This window comes from Streptomyces sp. MI02-7b (assembly GCF_033793585.1).
Taxonomy (GTDB): Bacteria; Actinomycetota; Actinomycetes; order Streptomycetales; family Streptomycetaceae; genus Actinacidiphila.
The window spans coordinates 1-19,613 of the sequence record NZ_JARAWX010000054.1; the positions used below are offsets into that span (position 1 = coordinate 1).

At 72.2% G+C, this 19,613-nt stretch carries 20 protein-coding genes; 10 read left to right on the top strand and 10 right to left on the bottom strand.

Features of this window, described 5'->3' with window-relative positions:
* Positions 1-227 precede the first annotated feature (227 nt).
* A complete protein-coding gene (locus tag PV364_RS40450) occupies positions 228-1,418 on the bottom strand; it encodes a PP2C family protein-serine/threonine phosphatase (protein WP_319665944.1) in 1,191 nt (396 codons plus the stop codon).
* Positions 1,419-1,545: 127 nt separating this feature from the next.
* Between PV364_RS40450 and PV364_RS40455 the strand changes: the two genes are divergently transcribed.
* The 4 genes from PV364_RS40455 to PV364_RS40470 all read left to right on the top strand — a co-directional run bounded on the left by PV364_RS40455 (position 1,546) and on the right by PV364_RS40470 (position 5,094).
* Positions 1,546-2,043 (top strand): MarR family winged helix-turn-helix transcriptional regulator, encoded by a 498-nt coding sequence (locus PV364_RS40455; RefSeq protein WP_319665945.1) that lies wholly within the window; start codon positions 1,546-1,548, stop codon positions 2,041-2,043.
* Positions 2,044-2,274: 231 nt separating this feature from the next.
* Positions 2,275-3,459 carry a PP2C family protein-serine/threonine phosphatase gene (locus tag PV364_RS40460; RefSeq protein WP_319665946.1) on the top strand — a complete coding sequence of 395 codons (1,185 nt, stop codon included), beginning with the start codon at positions 2,275-2,277 and terminating at the stop codon, positions 3,457-3,459.
* Complete coding sequence (locus PV364_RS40465) at positions 3,456-4,643, top strand: sensor histidine kinase (RefSeq protein ID WP_319665947.1); 1,188 nt, start codon at positions 3,456-3,458, stop codon at positions 4,641-4,643. Before PV364_RS40460 ends, PV364_RS40465 begins: the two co-directional genes overlap by 4 nt.
* 4 nt (positions 4,644-4,647) lie before the next feature.
* A complete protein-coding gene (locus PV364_RS40470; RefSeq protein ID WP_319665948.1) occupies positions 4,648-5,094 on the top strand; it encodes a response regulator in 447 nt (148 codons plus the stop codon).
* A gap of 43 nt (positions 5,095-5,137) precedes the next feature.
* Here PV364_RS40470 and PV364_RS40475 read toward each other — a convergent pair whose 3' ends face one another.
* Positions 5,138-5,974: a DUF1206 domain-containing protein gene (locus PV364_RS40475; protein ID WP_319665949.1), complete on the bottom strand. Its 837-nt coding sequence runs from the start codon at positions 5,972-5,974 to the stop codon at positions 5,138-5,140.
* Between the two features lie 170 nt (positions 5,975-6,144).
* Between PV364_RS40475 and PV364_RS40480 the strand changes: the two genes are divergently transcribed.
* On the top strand, positions 6,145-6,408 hold the full coding sequence (locus tag PV364_RS40480) for a GlsB/YeaQ/YmgE family stress response membrane protein (protein ID WP_319665950.1): 264 nt from the start codon (positions 6,145-6,147) through the stop codon (positions 6,406-6,408).
* Between the two features lie 80 nt (positions 6,409-6,488).
* On the opposite strand, the gene PV364_RS40485 is transcribed toward PV364_RS40480, so the two are convergent.
* The gene (locus tag PV364_RS40485) at positions 6,489-7,250 is read right to left on the bottom strand and encodes a hypothetical protein (protein WP_319665951.1); all 762 of its coding nucleotides are present in this window, start codon (positions 7,248-7,250) and stop codon (positions 6,489-6,491) included.
* Between the two features lie 97 nt (positions 7,251-7,347).
* Here PV364_RS40485 and PV364_RS40490 point away from each other — a divergent pair, with 97 nt between their 5' ends.
* Positions 7,348-7,845, top strand: a complete 498-nt coding sequence (locus PV364_RS40490) for a DUF6328 family protein (protein WP_319665952.1) — start codon at positions 7,348-7,350, stop codon at positions 7,843-7,845.
* Between the two features lie 75 nt (positions 7,846-7,920).
* Here the strand turns inward: PV364_RS40490 and PV364_RS40495 are convergent, their stop codons facing one another.
* The 3 genes from PV364_RS40495 to PV364_RS40505 form a co-directional block, all read right to left on the bottom strand.
* Positions 7,921-8,517, bottom strand: coding sequence for a hypothetical protein (locus tag PV364_RS40495; protein WP_319665953.1), 597 nt, complete (start codon positions 8,515-8,517; stop codon positions 7,921-7,923).
* Positions 8,514-9,230, bottom strand: a complete 717-nt coding sequence (locus tag PV364_RS40500) for a hypothetical protein (RefSeq protein WP_319665954.1) — start codon at positions 9,228-9,230, stop codon at positions 8,514-8,516. The genes PV364_RS40495 and PV364_RS40500 overlap by 4 nt, the downstream gene beginning before the upstream one ends.
* Before the next feature lie 172 nt (positions 9,231-9,402).
* Positions 9,403-9,774 carry an ATP-binding protein gene (locus PV364_RS40505; RefSeq protein WP_319665955.1) on the bottom strand — a complete coding sequence of 124 codons (372 nt, stop codon included), beginning with the start codon at positions 9,772-9,774 and terminating at the stop codon, positions 9,403-9,405.
* 266 nt (positions 9,775-10,040) lie between these two features.
* On the opposite strand from PV364_RS40505, the gene PV364_RS40510 reads away from it, so the two are divergent.
* On the top strand, positions 10,041-10,862 hold the full coding sequence (locus PV364_RS40510; RefSeq protein ID WP_319665962.1) for a SigB/SigF/SigG family RNA polymerase sigma factor: 822 nt from the start codon (positions 10,041-10,043) through the stop codon (positions 10,860-10,862).
* A gap of 72 nt (positions 10,863-10,934) precedes the next feature.
* Complete coding sequence (locus PV364_RS40515) at positions 10,935-12,128, top strand: low temperature requirement protein A (RefSeq protein ID WP_415924677.1); 1,194 nt, start codon at positions 10,935-10,937, stop codon at positions 12,126-12,128.
* A gap of 88 nt (positions 12,129-12,216) precedes the next feature.
* Here the strand turns inward: PV364_RS40515 and PV364_RS40520 are convergent, their stop codons facing one another.
* Positions 12,217-14,388: a discoidin domain-containing protein gene (locus tag PV364_RS40520; RefSeq protein WP_319665956.1), complete on the bottom strand. Its 2,172-nt coding sequence runs from the start codon at positions 14,386-14,388 to the stop codon at positions 12,217-12,219.
* A 383-nt stretch (positions 14,389-14,771) separates the two neighbouring features.
* Here PV364_RS40520 and PV364_RS40525 point away from each other — a divergent pair, with 383 nt between their 5' ends.
* Both PV364_RS40525 and PV364_RS40530 read left to right on the top strand, forming a co-directional pair.
* Positions 14,772-15,206 carry a hypothetical protein gene (locus tag PV364_RS40525; protein WP_319665957.1) on the top strand — a complete coding sequence of 145 codons (435 nt, stop codon included), beginning with the start codon at positions 14,772-14,774 and terminating at the stop codon, positions 15,204-15,206.
* Positions 15,207-15,384: 178 nt separating this feature from the next.
* A complete protein-coding gene (locus PV364_RS40530; RefSeq protein WP_319665958.1) occupies positions 15,385-15,696 on the top strand; it encodes a YkvA family protein in 312 nt (103 codons plus the stop codon).
* 17 nt (positions 15,697-15,713) lie between these two features.
* Here PV364_RS40530 and PV364_RS40535 read toward each other — a convergent pair whose 3' ends face one another.
* The 3 genes from PV364_RS40535 to PV364_RS40545 all read right to left on the bottom strand — a co-directional run bounded on the left by PV364_RS40535 (position 15,714) and on the right by PV364_RS40545 (position 19,318).
* Positions 15,714-17,171, bottom strand: coding sequence for an ATP-binding protein (locus PV364_RS40535; RefSeq protein WP_319665959.1), 1,458 nt, complete (start codon positions 17,169-17,171; stop codon positions 15,714-15,716).
* A complete protein-coding gene (locus tag PV364_RS40540) occupies positions 17,168-18,826 on the bottom strand; it encodes an FAD-dependent oxidoreductase (RefSeq protein ID WP_319665960.1) in 1,659 nt (552 codons plus the stop codon). The genes PV364_RS40535 and PV364_RS40540 overlap by 4 nt, the downstream gene beginning before the upstream one ends.
* 132 nt (positions 18,827-18,958) lie before the next feature.
* Positions 18,959-19,318 carry a DUF427 domain-containing protein gene (locus PV364_RS40545; protein ID WP_319665961.1) on the bottom strand — a complete coding sequence of 120 codons (360 nt, stop codon included), beginning with the start codon at positions 19,316-19,318 and terminating at the stop codon, positions 18,959-18,961.
* Between the last annotated feature and the right edge of the window lie 295 nt (positions 19,319-19,613).

Below are 19,613 nucleotides of genomic sequence, written 5' to 3' on the forward strand. Positions count from 1 at the left end.
GTTCACGACAGTGCGGACGCGGTGCGTGTGGCGCGGGCGATCGAGGGGGCGCGGTGAGCGGGCGGCGGCCTGGTACGCGGTCACCTGCGGTGCCCCGGGGCGACCGGCGGGCGTGCGCCACGACGGCGGTCCCGGCCACGGAAAGGATCGGGCGCGCGCCCCGGGCCCCGTGGAGCGGCCGGGCCGGCTCACCCGTTCGGAGGCCGCCGCGCGAACTCCCGGCGCGGTCACTCCCAGTCCAGGCACAGGACGAGCGCGTCGTCCTCGGCGTCCGGCACCGCGCGGTAGCCGGGCAGCTCGCGCAGGACGGCCCGCGGCACATCACTCGGCGGTACCAGCCGGGTGGCCAGCATCGCCCGCGCCAGGGCCTGTTCGCCGTACGCCTCACCGGACGGGGAAGCGGTGGCGTACACCCCGTCGCTGACGATGACGAGCCGGTCGCCGGAGCGCACCTCGAACCGTTGGACGACGTACGGGGTGTCCTCGAACATGCCCAGGGGCGACTGCGGCTCGAAGGGGACGGTCTCCACCGCTCCCGCGCGCAGCCGGTACACACGCGGCGACCCGGCGTCGACCACGTCGACCGTGCCCGTGGCCCGCTCGAACCGCATCAGCAGCACCGACACGTAACTGTCGCCCCGGTAGCGGGCGTAGACCGCCTGGTCGGCCAGGGCCGCCTGGTCGGCGAGGGGCACACCGGCGCGCCGGGCGTTGCGCAGCGCGTTGATCGTGAGGCTGGTCAGCAGGGCGGCGTCGATGCCCTCGCCCATGCCGTTGGTGACGGTCAGCGTCAGGTCGTCCGCGGACGCCGACCAGTCGAAGTTGTCGCCGTGGATGTCGTACGCGGGCTCCAGCTGGGCGCCGAGCGCGTACCCGGGCCGGGCGAGTGAGTGCCCGGGCAGCAGCTGCCACTGGATCTCGGCGGCGAGGGTGAGGCGGTCGCGGCGGCGGGCCCGCAGGTACAGGTCGGTGTCGCGGTCGGCGACCAGGATGTGGTGGCCCAGCATCTCCGCGATCTCGCCGAGCTCCCCGACCGTCTCGGCGTCACCGGCGTCACCGGCGTCACCGGCGTCACCGGGGCCGGTCCCCGCCGCGAATCCGACGCCCAGCACACCGATGCGGTCGCCGCGCACGCTGATCGGCAGGTGCAGCAGCACACCGTCGGCGACGGCCTCGGTGACCGGCTCCTGCGCCCCGAACGCCCGGCCCGCCGGACTGCCGGCGATCCCAACGAGGTCGGCGGCGCCGGGACGGGCGCCCACCGGCTGGAGCACGGTCTGGCCGTAGTCGGCCAGCAGGACGTCCACCGATCGCGCCCCGTAGTGCTGCCGCAGCACCCCGCGGACGGCGTCGGGGAGGGCGTGGGGGGCGGAGGCGCGCAGCGCGCGCTCGGCGGAGAGGAGAGCGGAGGTGTTCACCGGTTCGCTGGGGTCCTTCTGGGAGGAGGGGAGGGTCGGTTACGGTGGCAGGGCCGAGGGGAGCCGTGATGTGTACCCCTATATCCGTTTCCTGCCCGCTCCGGGCCCGAGACATGACGCCCAGGAGATGACCTTGTCCGCGAGTCGCCCGACCCACCGGGACGTCGCTGCCGAGGCGTCGTCGATGGTCGAGGCGCTGGAGGTGCTCTGGGGCCGGGGTCGGGACGCGGGGGATCCGCCCGTCCCGCCCTCGCAGCTGCGCCTGCTGTTCGCGCTGGAGGGGAACGAGGGCGCCAATCTGCGCACCCTGTGCGAACTGCTCGGCGCCGCGCCGCCCGCGATGAGCCGGCTCTGCGACCGGCTGCAGGCTGTGGGATACCTCACCCGGGACATCAGCCCGACCTCGCGCCGTGAGGTGCGGCTGTGGCTCACCCCCCGCGGGGCCGCGCTCCTCACCGAGCTGCGCGAACGCCGCGAGCGGGAGCTCGCCACTGTCGTCGCCGCGATGCCCGAGCGGGCCCGGCGGGCCCTGCTGGAGGGGCTCGCGGCCTTCCGGACGGCAGCGGCGGCCACCGGGCCGGCCGGCGCCTCCGCCGCGACCGAGGGGCGGAGCCGGAGCGCATAGGTGCGCACGGGATTCTCACTTCTTGAACGGGTTGTTCCCGACCCGGGTGTGCTCCGTGTATCTGTTGCAGGGTATTACTGTTGCCGAACGGCAATGATCGAAGATGATCCGCAGTGTCGCAAAGGCCACCCGGCCAGGGTGTCCTTCGCGTACGATCCCATCGCCCCGCACGGGGCACCGCTGGGGTGGGGAGACGATGTGGAAGGCAACACCCTGACTCCGCCTGGGGGGTTGATCCCCAGACCGGGTGACAGCACGAGCCGGCGGCTCGCCGTGCTCCTGGTCGAGGACGACGCCGGCGACGCACTCCTGGTCGAGGAACTGGTCGCCGACAGCGGCGTGCCGGTCGACCTGCGCTGGGTACGCTCGCTCGCCGAGGCCGGCGACGCCCTCCGTGCCCTCCCCGCAGACTGCGTCCTGCTGGACCTGCACCTCCCGGACGGCCAGGGGCTGGCCGCCCTCGGCAGGGCCCTGGCCCTGACCCAGCGGGCGGCGGTCGTGGTGCTCACCGGCCTGGCCGAGGAGCGCACGGGGCTCGCGGCGGTGTCCGCCGGCGCCCAGGACTACCTGGTCAAGGGGCGTGTGGAGCCGGAGCTGCTCGGCCGCGCGCTGCGGTACGCCGTGGAGCGCAAGCAGTCCGAACGCGCCGCCGTCGCGCTGCGCGCCAGCCAGATGCGGGCCGAGGAGAACGCCCGGCTCGAACGCGGTCTGCTGCCGCTGCCGATGTTGCGCACCAAGGACGTCACCGTCACCGCGCGCTACCGTCCGGGCCGCGCCGACGCCCTGCTGGGCGGGGACTTCTTCGACGTGGTGGAGACCGCCGAGGGCGTCGTCCACGCGGTCATCGGAGACGTCTCCGGTCACGGCCCCGACGAGGCCGCGCTGGGCGTGGGCCTGCGCATCGCCTGGCGCACCCTGGTCCTCAGCGGCGTCCAGGGCGGTCGCCAGCTGTCCCTGCTGGAAGAGGTGCTGGTCGCCGAACGTGCGGCGCCCGAGATCTTCGCCACCGCCACGGTGGTCACCCTCAGCCAGGACCGCAGCAGCGCGTCGGTGTGGCGGGCCGGCCACCACGGCCTGCTCAGCAGCACGGCGGAGGGCGAGGTCGAGTACGCCGAGCCGGCCGGTGGCCCTGCCCTCGGCCTGATCCCCGGTGCCGGGAACTGGCCCGAGGGCCGACTCGCCCTGCGCCCCGGACAGGCCCTCACCCTCTTCACCGACGGCCTGTTCGAGGGCCGCACCGGCGACGGGCGGCTGGGCGAGGCCGGACTGCTCGCGCTGGCCAGGGAGCACGCCGCGCTGGCGGCTCCGGAGTTCGTCGACACCCTCATCGACCGGGCCGAGTCGCTGGCCGCCGGACACGGCGGCTTCGACGACGACGTCGCGGTCGTCCGCCTCGACTGGGACCACACGTCATGACCACCACGCGGCTCACCCCGGCGGGCCGGATCGCCCTCGCCCCCGCCGCCCTCGTCGTGGTGGTGGGCGCGGTCGCCGGCTTCGCCCCCCACCAGCCCCCGCGCACCGCGGCCGCGGACCACCCGGCCGGGTACGCGGTCGCCACCGGCGCCCCCGTCCCGGCGCCCGCCCTGATCCGCCGGGCCGTGGGCCATGAGGCAGCGCCCGGCCGCGCCGGCGGGTCCGCCCTCCCGCCGCGCACCACGGCCGCCGCCCAGGACGATCCCGCCGGGATCACCGTGCCGTACTGGGCCGTCGCGGCCGTGCTGGCCGTCCTCCTGCTCGCCGCGGCGGGCCTCGCCGTACTCGTGCACCGCAGGGCCCTGCGGCAGCTCACCCCGCTGCGCGAGGCCCTGCGCGCGCTGGAGGGGTCCCGCCGCAACGCCGACGCCGAACTGGCGCAGTCCCGGCAGCGCGAGGAGCGACTGCGCGGCGCCGGCAGCGAGTTGCAGCAGTTCGCCTACGTCGCCTCGCACGACCTGCGGGAGCCGCTGCGCAAGGTCATCTCCTTCTGCCAGTTGCTGGAGAAGCGCTACGGCGACCGCCTCGACGAGCGGGGTCTGCAGTACATCGCGTACGCGGTCGACGGTGCCAAGCGGATGCAGGTGCTCCTGGGCGACCTGCTCGACTTCGCGCGCTCCGGCCGGCCCGACGACGGCGATGTCGAGGTCGCGCTGGACGAGTCGCTGGACCAGGCACTGGCCAACCTCGCCGGGCCGATCGAGGAGTGCGGCGCCGCGGTGGAGCGGCCGCCCGCCCTGCCCCGCACGATCGGCGATCCGACGCTGCTGACGATGCTCTGGCAGAACCTCCTCGGCAACGCCGTCGCCTTCCGTTCGCCGGAGCGCGCACCGCGCATCGGCATCACCTCGGACGGCCCGGACGAGGACGGCCTGCTCGGCTTCGCCGTCACCGACAACGGCGTCGGCGTCCCGGCGGCCTACGCGGAGAAGGTCTTCGGCGTCGTGCCGCGCCCGCGCGAGGGGGAGCCCCGGGGCGACGGCAACGGCATCGGTCTGGCACTCTGCAAGAAGATCGTGGAGCACCACGGAGGCCGGATCTGGCTCGACCCCGCGCCGCGCGAGGGGACCCGCATCCGCTTCACCCTGCCCGCCGCCGCGCGGACCGCCCCATTGGAGGAGTGACGCCTTGACCGTGCCGCCCCAGCCAGAACCGATCGTCGTCCTCCTGGTCGAGGACGACGCGGGCGACGAGCTGATGACCCGTGAGGCCTTCGAGGAGCACAAGATCCGCAACGTGCTGCACGTCGTCCGCGACGGCGAGGAGGCGCTGGACTTCCTCCACCGCCGCGGACAGCACGCGGACGCGCCCAGGCCGGGCCTGATCCTGCTCGACCTCAACCTGCCGCGCTACGACGGCCGCGAGGTACTGGCCGACGTCAAGGCCGACGCCTCGCTGTGCGACATCCCGGTCGTCGTCCTGACCACCTCCGAGGCGGAGGAGGACATCGTGCGCAGTTACAAGCTGCACGCCAATGCCTATGTCACCAAGCCCGTCGACTTCGAGCGGTTCATCGAGGTCGTCCGGCAGATCGACGACTTCTTCGTCACCGTGGTGAAGCTGCCGGGGCGCTGACCCGCCGCCGGCGGGTGCCGGCAAGTGCCTGCCCGGACACCGCTCAGACGTCGCGCCAGCGCGCCATCGCGCCGGAGAAGAGGCCGAACAGGACCAGGCCCACCGCGACCGCCGCCAGCAGCCAGGGCCCGGCGGGGGTCTCGCGGAACGTCCGCAGGGTGTCGTCCAGTCCCTTGGCCCGGCCGGGGTCGAAGCGCACGGCGGCGATGACGGCGAAGCAGCCCGCTGCGGCGAACACCACCCCGCGGCTCGTGCCCCCGCCCACGCCCAGGGTCTCGACCACCTTCCGGGTGCGCGCCGACATGGCGCCGGTGCGCAGGTGCTTGCGGAAGCGGCGCATGATCGCCCGCACGGCGATCCAGCCGCCCGCCCCGACCAGGACCAGACCCGCCGCGCCGACCAGCCAGCGGCCCATCGGCCAGCCCAGCACCTCGGCGGTGACGTCCTTGGAGGCCTGGTCGCTCGACCCGCCGGACCCGCCGCCGGACCCGCCGTTCACCGCGAAGGTCGCCACCGAGTAGGTGACGAAGCCGTAGAAGACCGCGCGGACCCCCGACTGCACCCGTTTGGACGCCTTGCCGCCGTCCGGCCCGGCCGCCCCGAAGGCGGCCTCCGACAGCCGCCACAGTGTCATCCCGGCCAGTCCCACGGTCAGGGCCCAGACCAGGAAGCCGCCGAGGGGCTGAGCCGCCAGCTCGGCCACCGCGCCACCGCGGTCGGCCTGCTGCGAGGAACCGCCGAAGGCGATCCGCAGAGCGAGGATGCCGGTCAGTACGTAGATGACCCCACGGGCCGTCAGTCCGGCACGTGCGCCCGCCCGGATGGCGCGCCGCCCCCCGCTGCCGGGCCGCACCGCGGTGGCTGTTCCCGTCGTGTCCATGGCCGGACCTCCCTGCGCTGGGCCTGTGTGGTCCCCGGCTGCCCCGTACCGGGCCGGTGAAACAGCGGGGCCCGGCGCCGGCGGCGGCCGGCCTGCGTGGAGTCGCCGGGCCGGGGTAGCCGGGTGGATGCAGACAGACATGCGAACAGGGCGCGAGGGTTGGGGTAGGGATGGAGATTTCGAGCATCATCAGCGCGATCGTGATCGGTCTGATCATCGGTCTGCTGGGACGCCTGCTGGCGCCCGGCCGGCAGCCGATCGGGCTGCTGTGGACGATCGTCGTGGGCATCGTCGCCGCGTTCATCGGCAGCGCCATCGCCGCGGGACTCGGGGTCGCGGACACCGAGGGCGTCGACTGGATCGAGTGGCTGATCCAGATAGCCCTGGCGGCCGTCGGTGTCACGGCACTGGCCAGGACCCGGCTGGGGCGCTGACGCACTGACGAGCCGACGGAACGACACGACGGTCCGGCCGCCCCACGAGGGGCGGCCGGACCGTCGTGTGCGGACCGAGCTCAGATCACGTCGAGCTGGTCCGGGTCGAACAGTGAACGGTTGCTGAGCCCCTGGCCGGCGGGCAGCTGACCGGCCGGACCCTGGCCGACCGCGGCCTGGGAGTCCTTGTCGGGGAACCCGCCGACGCCACCGACACCGCCGATGCCACCGATGCCGCCGCCGAAGTTGCCGCCTCCGCCGCCGTAGTTGCCTCCGCCGCCGAAGTGGCCGCCTCCGCCGTGGCCACCGCGACCGTGGTGGTGCCGGCCGCACTTGCAGTGGTGCCGGCCGTGGCCGTCCCGGCCGCCGCGGTCGTCGCGGCAACCGCGACCGTCACGCCCGTCCCCGCGCCCGCCGCGTCGGTCGTCCCCGCGCCCGCCGCGTCCGTCGCCGCGGTCGTCCCGGTCGCAGCGGTCGTCCCCGCGCCCGTCGCGCCCGTCCCGTCCGTCGCCACGGTCGTCGTCGCGACCGCCGCGGTTGTCCCCGCGTCCGTCCCGTCCGTCGCCACGTCCGTCGCCCCGGTCGTCCCCGCGGTCGTCGCGGCCACCGTCGTCGTCGCGGCCGAAGTCGTCGCCGCGGCCGTCCTCGTCCCGTTCGTCACCTCGGCGTTCGTCGCCGAAGCGGTTGTCGTCGTCACCCCGATCCCGGTCGTCCTGTGCGACGGACGGGACCGCCGCCGGGCGGGCCGGGGTGGTGGCGGCCTGGGCCGAGGCCGGCCACGCGAGTGCCGCGGCCGCCAGGCAGGCGGCGGCGGTGCCGCGGAGAAGGTACTTCTTCGCCATCGGTCGTCCCAATCTGATGAGATGTTACATAGCTTAGCGAAACGCATATTAAGCACATATCGTCCGATGCCGCGCGCAGAGGAACGGGGAGGCAGCGATGTCCGACACCGCGGACGAGTACGGGGCGCGGGGCCGGGACGAGACGGAGGACGAACGCGCGGACCGGATGTGGGGTGAGCTGATCCAGGAGGTGCGGGTCGCCCAGACCGGCGTGCAGATCCTGTTCGGCTTCCTGCTCACCGTGGTCTTCACCCCGCTCTACCAGCGGCTGGGCCCGGTGGAGCACACCGTCTACATCGTCACCGTCGTGCTCGGCTCGGCGGCGACCGGGGCGTTGATCGGCCCCGTGTCCTTCCACCGGATCGTCGCCGGCCGCCGGATCAAGCCGCAGAGCGTGCGTTGGGCTTCGCGGCTGACACTCGCCGGACTCGTGCTCCTGCTGGCCACGATGACCTCGGCGCTGCTGCTCGTCCTGCGGGTGGCGAGCCACGACGACTCCGTCCCCTACCTCGTGGCGGGGGTCCTCGTCTGGTACCTGGCCTGCTGGTACGGGCTGCCGCTGTGGGCCCGGATCCGTCACGGCAAGGGCGACTGACGGCGCGCGAGGACGCGGGCACGAGGAAAGCCGCCGCGAATCGCGGCGGCTTTCCTCCGTACGGGTGACGCGGGGTCAGACGTGCAGGACCCGGTCCACCAGCTCGCGGTAGCCCTGCAGGGCCACCCGCAGCTTCTCGGTGTCGGCCTCGTCCCGGCCGCCGTCCCAGCCCGAGCGCAGTGCGTGGCGCCGGCCCTTGAGCTCCTGGACGAGTCGCTCGGTGGCCTCCTCCAGGACCTGGTCGGCCTCCTCCACCGCGTGCCGCGGCTCGTCGACGAAGCCGCCGACCGCCTGCTGGAGCCGGCGCTGCAGCTTGTCGGTGTCCTCCGCCGTCGCCTTGGGGGCACCCGGCTCCCGGGGGGTGTGCGGGGCCCGCGACGGACGCTCCGGCTCGGAGCCGGGAACGCGCCGCGCCTGCTCCGCGGGTTCCCGCGGGTCGGCGGACTCGTGCGGGTCGGCGGTCCGAGCGGGCGTCACGGAACCGCGCTCGGCGCCGGATTCGCTCACGCGTCCGGGCTGTGCGGTGCGGGCGGGCTGCGCGTGCTGTGCGGGGCGCTCGGTGCCCGGCGTGACGTCATTGCTCTTGACGTCGATCTTCTCGTCGGTCGTCTTGGCGGTCGTCTCGTCGGTCCTGGCCTTGTCGTCGTGGCCGGTCTGGTTCGTGGGGTTCATCGATTACTCCCGGACGGCAGATGCGGACGGCGGGTGCCTCGGTGGCCGGTGGCGGCGTCGCCATCGGTACCGGTCCCGCTCTCGGTCTCGGACGGGGCGTCACCGGACGGGACGTCGGCCCGCTCGGCGTTGTCGTGCAAGCCCCGCGCGGTGTGCCGGGGCTCCTTGCCCCCCGCGACGAGGTCGTCGAACAGGGCGCGGGCCTCCAGCAGCCGGGCGCGCAGGTCCTCGGTGTCCGTCGTGGGACGGTCACCGTTGTGCTGCCCGGTCAGGGCCGCACCGCGCAGGTCGCGGTACGCCTGGAGGTGGCGCGGGCGGTGCACGGACAGCGCGTCGATCTGCTCCCCGGAGTCGGCCGCCGGGAAGCCGCGCTCGCGCGCCAGCCGGTCCAGCAGGCCGGACGCCTCGCGCACCGACTCCGCGGGGGAGTCCACGAACCGCTCCTGCAGGGCGGCCCACTCGGCCCGGAACTCCTCGGTGCGGCGGGCCTCCAGCGGGCGCTGCTTCAGGTGCCCGTGGCGGTCCACGCGTTCCTGCAGCTCCTTGTCGGCGGCGGCCCTGTCGCCGTCGTGCCGGGCGAGCGTACGTTCGTACTCGGGGCCGAAACGCCGCCTCAGATGTCCGGACCCCGGCCCACGGCGCGTCATGTACAGCGCCGCGGCGGCGATCAGGACTACGAGGACGACCGCCCCGATGATGATGCCCGTGGTCATGGTGTGCCTCCTGGGGACCCCGGGGGTCCCGGAATGGGATCTGACATTGTTTCGGGTCCCTTGTCGTGTCTACGGTGCGTGTATCCGCGATCCGTCTCTCCACGCACATGTGCCGGGGGGAGGCGCCCCGGAAGGGAGGCGGAAGGGAGGCGGAAGGGAGCGGCGCGCGCGTTCAGCGCGGCAGTACGACCAGGATGACCTTGCCGCCCTGGGCGAGCAGGGACACCCGGATGTCCTGTGCCAGCCGGCGCACCAGGCGCCAGCCGTAGCCGCCGGGCATGAAGCCGCCCTCCGCGCGCGGGGTGACGGGCAGCCGGGAACTGTGGTCGCCGACCGAGACGCGGATGCCGTCCGGCCCCGGCAGCACCTCGAAGCGGGCGACCCCGTCGCCGTAGCGGAACGCGTTGGTGACGAGTTCGGAGACCACCAGCAGGCAGTCCTCGACCCGTTCCGGATCGATACCGGTCAGGCGGGCCCGGGCCATGTCACGGGCCTCGCCGATGGACGCGGGAAGGGCCGCACCGCCGCGTGCGGTGGTGGGCACCTGTCCTTCGTCATCCGTTTGAAGGCTGTACACGTACGATCACCCCGTAGGCCTCACTGGTCCCTGTGTGTCTGCCCGGCCGTGCCGGTCCTACGCGACCCGGTGGACAGATTTACGTCACCCCGAAATCGGGGGGCATGCCCGGTGCGGGACCGGGTACCCGAACGGCAGCACATACGGGAACACGTCGTACGACGGGTCGAGGAGGAGCTGTGATCGCGGACGTCAGCAGGACGAGCGCCGGGGCCGGGGTGGAAGAGGCCGTCATGGACGGACTGCCGCGGATCAGCGACCCGCGCAGCGTCGCGCCCTCGGACGCACGGGCCCTGTCGAAGCTCTTCCTCGAGCGGCTGACGGTTCTCGAGGAGGGCACGCCGGACTACCAGTACGCGCGGAACACCCTCATCGAGATGAACATGTCGCTGGTCCGGTTCGCGGCGCGGCGCTTCCGCGACCGCGGCGACGACATGGACGACATCGTGCAGGTCGGCACGATCGGCCTGATCAAGGCGATCGACCGCTTCGACATCTCGCGCGAGGTGGAGTTCACCACCTTCGCCGTCCCCTACATCGTCGGGGAGATCAAGCGCTTCTTCCGTGACACCACGTGGGCCGTGCACGTGCCGCGCCGGCTGCAGGAACGCCGGGTCGAACTGGCGCGCGCCCGGGACGAGCTGTCCTCCCGGCTCGGCCGGGCCCCGAAGGTCGCCGAGCTGGCGGCGCTGATGGACCTCAGCGAGCAGGAGGTCGTCGAGGCGCAGGTCGCGTCCAACGGCTACACCGCCTCGTCCCTCGACGCGGCGCTCACCACGGACGACGGCGACGAGGGCGAGACCGCGCTCGCCGACTTCATCGGCGCACCCGATCCGGGCATGGAACTGATAGAGGATCTGCGTTCGCTGGCCCCGCTGATGATCGAGCTCAGCGAGCGCGACCGGCGACTGCTCCACCTGAGGTACGTGGAGGAGCTGACGCAGGCCCAGATCGGCGAGATCATGGGCTGCACCCAGATGCACGTCTCCCGCCTGCTCTCGCGCACCATCGCGCGACTGCGCGCCGGAATGCTCCAGGACGGTTCCGTCCGCTGACGCTGTCCCCCCGACGGTGCCCGCGCCCCCACCGGGGCGCGGGCACCGTCGTGCCCGGCCTAGGATGCGCGGATGACCGATCACGATCGCGTGTCGCCGGGCCGGCACTACCGCCCCCTGGTGCGGATGACGCCGCGGGACCCGCAGGAGGTGCACCGGGTCTCCACCCCGCTGGAGCTGCTGTTCGACCTGTGCTTCGTGGTCGCCGTGGCCCAGGCGGGGGTCCGGCTCGTGCACGCCGTCGCGGAGGGCCGCTTCGGGCACGGGGTCGCCGGGTACTGCTTCGTCTTCTTCGCCATCTGGCTCGCCTGGGTCAACTTCACCTGGTTCGCCTCGGCCTACGACACCGACGACGTCCCTTACCGCATCGCGACGTTCGTCCAGATCATCGGCGTCCTGGTGCTGGCGGCCGGAGTGCCCCGGGCCTTCGACCAGAACGACTTCACCGTCGCCGTCGCCGGCTACGTCATCATGCGGATCGCCCTGACCTTCCAGTGGCTGCGCGCGGCCCGCAACGTGACCGCGGCGGCGCGGACCGCGGCGCTGCGCTACGCGGTGGGACTGGTGGTCGTCGAGGCGGGCTGGATCGCACTGCTGCTCGTGCCCGGAGGGGTGTTCACCTGGGGCTTCGTGGCCATGGCCGTCGCGGACCTGTCGGTGCCGGTCATCGCCGAGCACGCGCAGCGGACCACGTGGCACGCCCACCACATCGCCGAACGCTACGGGCTGTTCACCATCATCGTGCTCGGCGAGTCGGTGGCGGCCGCGACGGTGGCCGTGCAGTCCGCCGTCGACGAGTCCTCCGTGCTGGGTGATCTGCTGCCCATCGCCATCGGGGGACTGCTCATCGTCTTCTCCGCGTACTGGATCTACTTCGCCGTCCCCGTCCACCGGCATCTGACCGCCGGAGTGCCGGCGTTCCTGTGGGGGTACGGCCACTACTTCGTCTTCGGCTCGGCGGCGGCCATCGGCGCGGGGATCGAGGTGGTGGTCGAGCAGACGGCGCACAGGGCGCACATCTCGCAGACGGCCGCCGCGGCCGCCGTGACGGTGCCGACCGCGCTGTTCCTGCTGACGGTCTGGCTCATCCACTCCCGCCGGGCCAAGCGCGGCCTCGCCGAGCACGCGGTGCTGCCGGGCTGCGCCGTGCTGGTGCTGGCCGCCACGTTCTGCGGTGCCTGGGCGGTGCCGGTGGCCGGGGTGGCGATGGCGGCGGCGGTCGCCGCGGGGGAGGTTCTGAGCTCCCGGCACCGGCCGGCCGTCTGAGACGGCCGGGGTGCCCCGCCGGCGGGCGGGGCACCCCGTGGGTCTCAGGTGTCCTGGGGACGTGGGTCAGGCCCGCGTCCGGGACACATCAGGGGAACGAGACCACATTGGACGGAACGGTCGAGGTCCCCGAGGTCGCGGCACCGGTGCTGTTGATGACGTGGTCGTACTGGCCCATGCCGCCCAGCGAGACCACCAGGACGTCGTGCATCTTGACCCCGGCCTTCACCGGGACCTCGAAGCCGTGGTCCATGCGGATCGTCGGATCGGTGGTGAAGTTGCAGTAGCTGCCCACGCCCCACGCCTCGTGGGTCGTGACGGAGTCGTCCACCTTGTAGGCGGCCCAGCCCTTCGTGGCGCCGTTCTGGATCGAGGCCTGGTTGGGGGCGTCGTAGGCGATCTCGTTCTGGTAGAAGATCGTCCTGCCGTTCTGGCCGCTCCACTGGACGTCGTACTTCTTGAAGTGCTCGACGAACAGACCGGTGGCCAGGACGTCGTCGCCGTTCACCCGCAGCCCGTAGTCGGCCGCGTTGGTGTCCCAGCCCACCCCGGCGCCGTGGTCGGCGCGCCAGATCCAGGTGTGGTCGATGATGGTGTCGTCGCTGTTGACCTCCATGCTGGTGGTCGCCTTGCCCGGGCCGGCGCCGCCGATCCGGATGAAGACGTCCTGCACGGTGGTCGGGTTGGCGGCGTGGTCGGCGGCCGCGCCCTGCGGGCCGACCTGCAGCAGGACCGGGGAGTTGACCGGGCCCGCGTCGATGAGGAAGCCGGCCAGCTTCACCCCGTCGACGTCGGCGACCTTCATCGCGGTGACGCCGTTGTCGGGAATGATCGTCGCGAGGCCGAGTCCGAGCACGACGGTGTTGGCGCGGTTGACGTTGATCGTCTGGTCGACATGGTAAATGCCCGGGGTGAAGAGCAGGTTGAGGCCCTGGGCGAGTGCGGCGTTGATCGTCGTGGCGGTGGCGCCCGGCTTGACCACGTAGAACTGGCTCAGCGGGATCGAGGAGCCCTGCGGCGCGCCGTTGCCCCAGGTGGTGCCGCGGGCGTTGGTGCGCTTGGCCGGGACGAAGACCTTGTACTCACTGCCGTCGAGGTAGAGGAAGGGCTTCTCGCGGGAGACGGGGGTGGTGTCGAGCGTGGTGTACGGCGGGTTGGGGAAGCTCTGCGCGGGAGCGCCCTGCACGCCGGAGAAGACCATGTTCCACACGCCGTTGGTCCAGCCGCCGACCGAGCTGTCGCGGGTGTACCACTGCTGCTGCGAGTACGGGCCCACCGTGCCGTCGATCTTGCTGTCGGCGATGTAGCCGCCGCTCGCCCAGCCGTAGCCGTTGGGCGCGAGGTTCAGGCCGCCCTTGACGTGCATGCGGCGGAAGGGCGCGGCCTGGGCGACCGCCCAGCGGTCGGTGCCGTTCACCGGGTTGAGGGCGAGGTTCTCGGCCGAGCGCCAGAAGTTCTGGGTGGCGTTGCCGTTGAACCAGCCGGCGTCCACGGTCACGTCGCCGTTGAACGTCGTGTCGTCGGGGGAGAGGCCGAGCCCGGCGATCGAGGTGTAGAAGCCGATGTTGGCGTTGATGTTGTTGTACGTGCCCGGCTTGAAGAGCAGCGCGTAGCGGCCGGTGCCGAACTGCGCCGACTCCTGCTGCTGGAAGATCTGGTCCAGCTTGGCCTGGATGTTCGGCGTCGAGGGGTCGAAGACCAGGACGTTCGAGCCGAGGTCGCCGCCGCCGGGGATCTGCGTGCCGGTGTCGGTGGTGTGCACGGCGAACTCCCAGAGCGAGTAGCCGTACTGGGTGTGCCGGGCCGTGCCGTTCATGCGCACGTAGCGGCCGGTGCCGCTGACGGCACGGGTCTCGGTGCCCCCGGCGCCGGTGGTGGTGGAGGCGACGGTCGTCCAGTCGGTGCCGTTGGCCGAGATCTGGATCTGGTACGCACTGGCGTACGCGGCCTCCCAGGTGAGCACGACGTCGCAGAGGGTCTGCGAACTGCCGAGATCGACCTGGAGCCACTGGGGATCGCTGAAGTCGCTGGACCAGCGGGTGCCGGCGTTGCCGTCGACCGCGTTGGACGCGGCCGTGCCGGCGTTCTCGGTGGAGGAGGCGGTGGCGGTCTTGCCCTGGGCGACGTTGGTGGTGCCGCAGGCCGCGGCGTGGGCCCTGGTCAGCGGACCGGCCGGTACGGCGATCAGGGCGAGCAGGACGGACAGCAGGGCTATCAGCCCTAAGTGTCTGCGGTGGGCGTCGTTGATGTGGGGTCTCATCGGAACTCCTGACTCGGCCGCGCGACTTAATTCAGGGCGTGAGTTAAGACGTGAGAGAAGTCGCGGTCAAGTGGTCCGGCAGGAACTGTTTCCGGCAGGTCAACGGAAGCTCACAGTTGTCAGGACCCCGAACGGTCAGTGACCTGCGAGGAGTCCGGTTCCTTCGCTTGTTGAACGCGAGGCGGGTCTTCCGCGTCGGCGGACCGCCCCGGGACTGATCCTGTCGTGAAGTCTTGACGGTTCGGGCCCCGGCGAGTTGACTCCCGGTCCAGTGACCGGGCCCCTTCCGGGACCGGTTGCCTCGTCACCGCCCCCCACTCCCACGCCGGAGGCGACTGGTCCGGCCTCTCGAACAAATGATCTTCACGGGTTACACTCCGCGGGTGTCCGAACTCCGCACACTCGCCCTCGGGCTCCGGCAGGCGATCCTCGACTGCCCCGATCCCGGCCTGGTCTCCCTGGAGCGTTTCCCCTACGGCTCCTGCGGTGACGCCTCGATCCTCCTCGGCGAGTACCTCCACGAGAACGGGCTCGGCGTGTGGACGTACGTCAGTGCCTGGGAGAACGGTGCCTCCCACGCGTGGATCGAGAAGAACGGCCTGCGCGTCGACATCACCGCCGACCAGTTCGACGGTGTCGACATCCCCGTGATCATCGCCTCGGGAGGCGGCTGGCACGACCGCTTCACGGTCGACCACTCCGCCGCCCACGGAGCCCTCATCGCCGTCCGGGAGGAGTACGCCCGCGCCGAACTGCTCGCCGCCTACGACCGGCTGACCGCCTTCATCCGGCAGGGGACGCCACGCGTCCGCGCATGACGCCGGAGTCCCGGCCGGCAGAGCGCCGCCCACATGAACGCGGCGGAGACGGCGGAGCCCCGGCGGCGGCCCGGAGCCGGTGCGGCATGATCACAAAGAGGCGTCCTTCCGCCTGGGGGTCCGGTACCGTTTCTGCGCACCCGTCAGGGGAAGACGCGATCGAAGGAGGGAGGCAGCCATGGGTGATTGGTCCACGACAGTGCTGGTCATTGCGGGGGTGGCGGTGGCGGCCATGCTCGCGGTCGCCGTGGTGCTGGTGGTGAAGATGGCGCGGGTCCGGAGCCTGTTGCGCAGTGCCGACGTCCCGCGCTCGGGCAAGCTGGCCTTCTGGGCCGCGGTGGTCTACCTGGTGTGCCCGGTGGACCTGCTGCCCGACCCGATCCTCATCGACGACATCGGCGTGCTGCTGCTGGCCCTGCGGTCCCTGAAGACCGCCGCCGACCAGCAGCTGCCCGCCCACTTCGGGAAGCCGCGGAAGACGCTCGGCTGACGGCCCGGGCCGCCGGCTCAGATCCGGACGGCGACGTCGCCCGGTCCGGAGCTCCCCAGAGCGACCGGCAGGCACACCGTGAAACGCGTGTCGCCCGGGGCGGACTCGACGCGGATGTCCCCGTGGTGCTTGTTGACCACGATGCGGTAGGAGATGTCGAGACCGAGCCCGGTGCCCTCGCCGACCGGTTTGGTGGTGAAGAACGGCTCGAAGATCCGCGGCCGGATCTCGTCGGGGATGCCGGGCCCCGTGTCGCCGATCTCGACGAGCAGCCGGTCCGTCCCGTCCCAGTGGGTGCGGATGCTGAGGGTTCCGGAACCGGCCATCGCGTCCAGGGAGTTGACGATGAGATTGGTCCACACCTGGTTGAGCTCGGCGCCGTAGGCCTGGATCTGCGGCAGCGTGCGGTCGTACTCCTTGACCACCCGCACCCCGCCGGGGATCTTCGCGTGGAGCATCGTCAGCGTGGCGTCCAGCAGCGCGTGCACGTCCACGGTCTGCTGCGGCGCGCGGTCCAGTTGCGAGTACTGCTTCGCGGCGCCGACCAGCCCGGAGATCCGGGTGACGGCGTCGTCGATCTCACCCATGAGCAGTTCGGTGTCCAGGGTGTAGGCCAGCCAGCGCACCGACGCCTCCAGGCGCTCCTCGCCGACCGTCTCCGCCACGCTGCCCAGCCACTCGATGTCCACCCCGCCCGCGATCAGCGTCGGGGCGATCTCCCAGGAACCGTTGACGCCGTGGTCCTCCAGCCAGTCCGTCAGCTCGTCCTCCGCGTCCGACGCCTGGAGGGCCGACAGCTCCGGTGCCGACGCCAGGCGCTTGATCGCCGCGTCCTGGAGCTCGACCAGTTCGTGCAGCTGCCGGGTGTCGAGGCGGCCGTCCGCGATCAGGGCGAGCTTGTGCCGCATGCCGGCCACCCGGTCGCGGAGCGCGGAGGTCGCGCGGACCGCGGCCGCGGCCGGGTTGTTGAGCTCGTGCGTCAGGCCCGCGGACAGCGAGCCCAGTGCCAGCAGGCGCTCGCGCTCGCCCATGATCGTGTTCTGCTGGCGCACGCCGAAGAACAGCCCCTCCAGCAGATGCACCGCCATCGGGAACCACCTGTGCATCGCCCCGGCGAACTCGTCGGCCGGGACCACGAAGAACTCGCAGTCGGTGATCGCCCGCAGCGAGTTGGGGTAGACCTGTTCCACCCGGTCCCCGAGGTACGCCTGTGTCGCGCCCGCGTACACCCCGCGCTGGTCCGTGCGGTTGACCTCCACCTCGTCGCCGTGGAGCAGCCTGGTCATCGCCACGGTGCCGCTCAGCAGGATGTAGAAGCAGGTCGCCGGCTCGCCCTCGGAGTAGACGTTGGCGCCGGCCGCCGTCCGCTCCACACAGCCCTGCTCGGCCAGCCAGTCCAGTTGCTCGTCCCCGAGCGACTCGAACAGGAACAGGGTCTTCAGCTGCTCCGGCGCGAGCCGGTCCGACGTGGTCACTGCGCCTCCAGATAACGGTGCACGAGCGATACGGCCATCGCTCCCTCGCCCACGGCCGACGCCACCCGTTTGACCGACTCCGCGCGGACGTCGCCCGCCGCGAAGACACCGGGCACGCTGGCCTCCAGGTGGTACGGGTCGCGGGGGAGCGGCCAGCGCGCCGGCCGCCGCCCGCCGGACAGCAGATCCGGGCCGGTCAGCACGAAGCCGCGCGCGTCGCGTTCCACGACGCCCTCCAGCCAGTCGGTCCGCGGCTCCGCGCCGATGAAGACGAACAGCCACTCCGCGTCCACGGTCGCCACGGCGCCCGTCTTCGCGTCGCGCAGCATCAGCTGCTCCAGGTGGTCGCCGCCCTTGCCGCCGACCACCTCGGTGCAGGGATGCACGTCGATGGTGTCGATCGCGGCGATCTGGTCGATCAGGTAGCGCGACATCGACCGTCCCAGGTCGGCGCCGCGGATCAGCAGGTGCACCCGGCGCGCGTTGCGCGAGAAGTACACGGCCGCCTGCCCGGCCGAGTTGGCGCCGCCCACGATGTAGACGTCCTGGCCGGCGCAGTTCATGGCCTCGGTCATGGCCGAGCCGTAGAACACCCCCGCCCCGGTGAACTCGGCGAGGCCCGGTGCGTCCAGCCTGCGGTACGCCACGCCGGTGGCGAGCACCACGGTGTGCGCCGTGATCGCGGAGCCGTCCCCGAAGGACAGCACCCGTCCCGCGCCCGCCGCCTCCAGGCCCGTGACCTCGCGGGTGCTCAGGATCTCCGCGCCGAACTTCAGCGCCTGCCGACGGGCCCGGTCGGTCAGCTGCGCGCCGGAGACACCGTCCGGGAAGCCCAGGTAGTTCTCGATCCGGCTGCTCTGGCCTGCCTGGCCGCCCGTCGCCCTGCGCTCCACCAGCACCGTGCGCAGGCCCTCGGACGCGCCGTACACGGCCGCACCGAGGCCCGCAGGACCGCCGCCGACCACCACCAGGTCGTAGAAGTCCGAGGACGGCTTGGTGCTGAGGCCGACGTGCGCGGCGAGCTCCGCCTCGCTCGGCCGGACCAGCGTCGAGCCGTCGTCGGTGACCACCAGCGGCACGTCGTCGGGGGTGAGCCCCGCGGCGGTCAGCAGCTGGACGGCCTCCGGGTCCTCCGAGGGCAGCCAGCGGTAGGGCACCAGGTTGCGGGTGAGGAAGTCGCGCACCTTGAACGAGGGGGCTGACCAGCGGTGCCCGACGACCCGGGTCTCGCTGGCGGTCGGGTCGGGGGTGGACAGCCACGATTCGAGCAGGGTGTCGATCACCGGATAGAGGTTCTCCTCCGGCGGACTCCACGGCTTGAGCAAGTAGTGGTCCAGATCGATGATGTTGATCGCGTCGATGGCGGCCGCGGTGTCCGCGTAGGCGGTCAGCAGCACGCGCCGGGCCAGGGGGAACAGGTCCATCGCGGCCTCGAGGAACTCGACGCCGTTCATCTGCGGCATGCGGTAGTCCGCCAGCATCACGGCCAGCTGCTCGCCCCGCAGCTTGATCTCGCGCAGCGCGCTCAGGGCCTCGTCGCCGGAGGTCGCGCGCACCACCCGGTACCGGTCCCCGTACCGGCGGCGAATGTCGCGGGCCACCGCCCGGGAGACTGCCGGATCGTCGTCGACGGTGAGGATGGTCGGATTCGCCATGTGACCATCATTGCTCCCGACGGCCCGCGGCGCGCCCCAAAACGAACACTCGTGCCTGGTGGGGCGAGGCCTCACCGTACGTCACGGCGCCTGACGCACCGCGACGGCCGCGGGCTCACGGGGGGCGGCCGGTCAGGCGCCGTCCGTGACCTTGATCTCGGCGATCGTGTCGTAGAACGACAGGTGGTCCTTGATCTCGGGCACCGTGCCGATCGGCTCCGGGTAGGCCCAGGCCACGTCGGTGTGGTCGCCGTACGACCAGTACGAGGCCAGGCCCTTGAACGGGCAGGTGGTGTGGGTGTCGGTCGGCCGGAACAGCGTCAGGTCGACGTCCTCCGGCGGAATGTAGTAGCGGACCGGCAGGCCCGTCTCGTGGACGAGGAGCGGGCGCCGGGTGTCGGCCACCACCTGCCCGTCGATCTCGACCCGCACGTGCTGCGTACCGGGCACCGCCTTGACGGTGTGGCCCTGGGTGCTGTGGGTGGACGCCATGAGGCTCCCCTTTTCGTTCGGCTCTCGTCGTGCAACCTCGCGGAACGGGAGCGCATTCCCCGGGGCGGTGTCCCCCGCATGCACGTATCCGCGTGACCGAAACCGCGTTCGCCCGTTGGCCCTGCAAGATCGCAGCCAAGGAGGAGCGTGAGATGAGCACCCGACGTCACCAAAAGGGCCGCAAGCACCGCACGGTCAACCGGTGCCGGCCCTTCAAGGGCAGCCACATCTTCTGGCCGCGTGGGGTGTTCACGATGCCGGCCTTCGCCGCCGGTTCCGCCCTGACGCTGTGGCC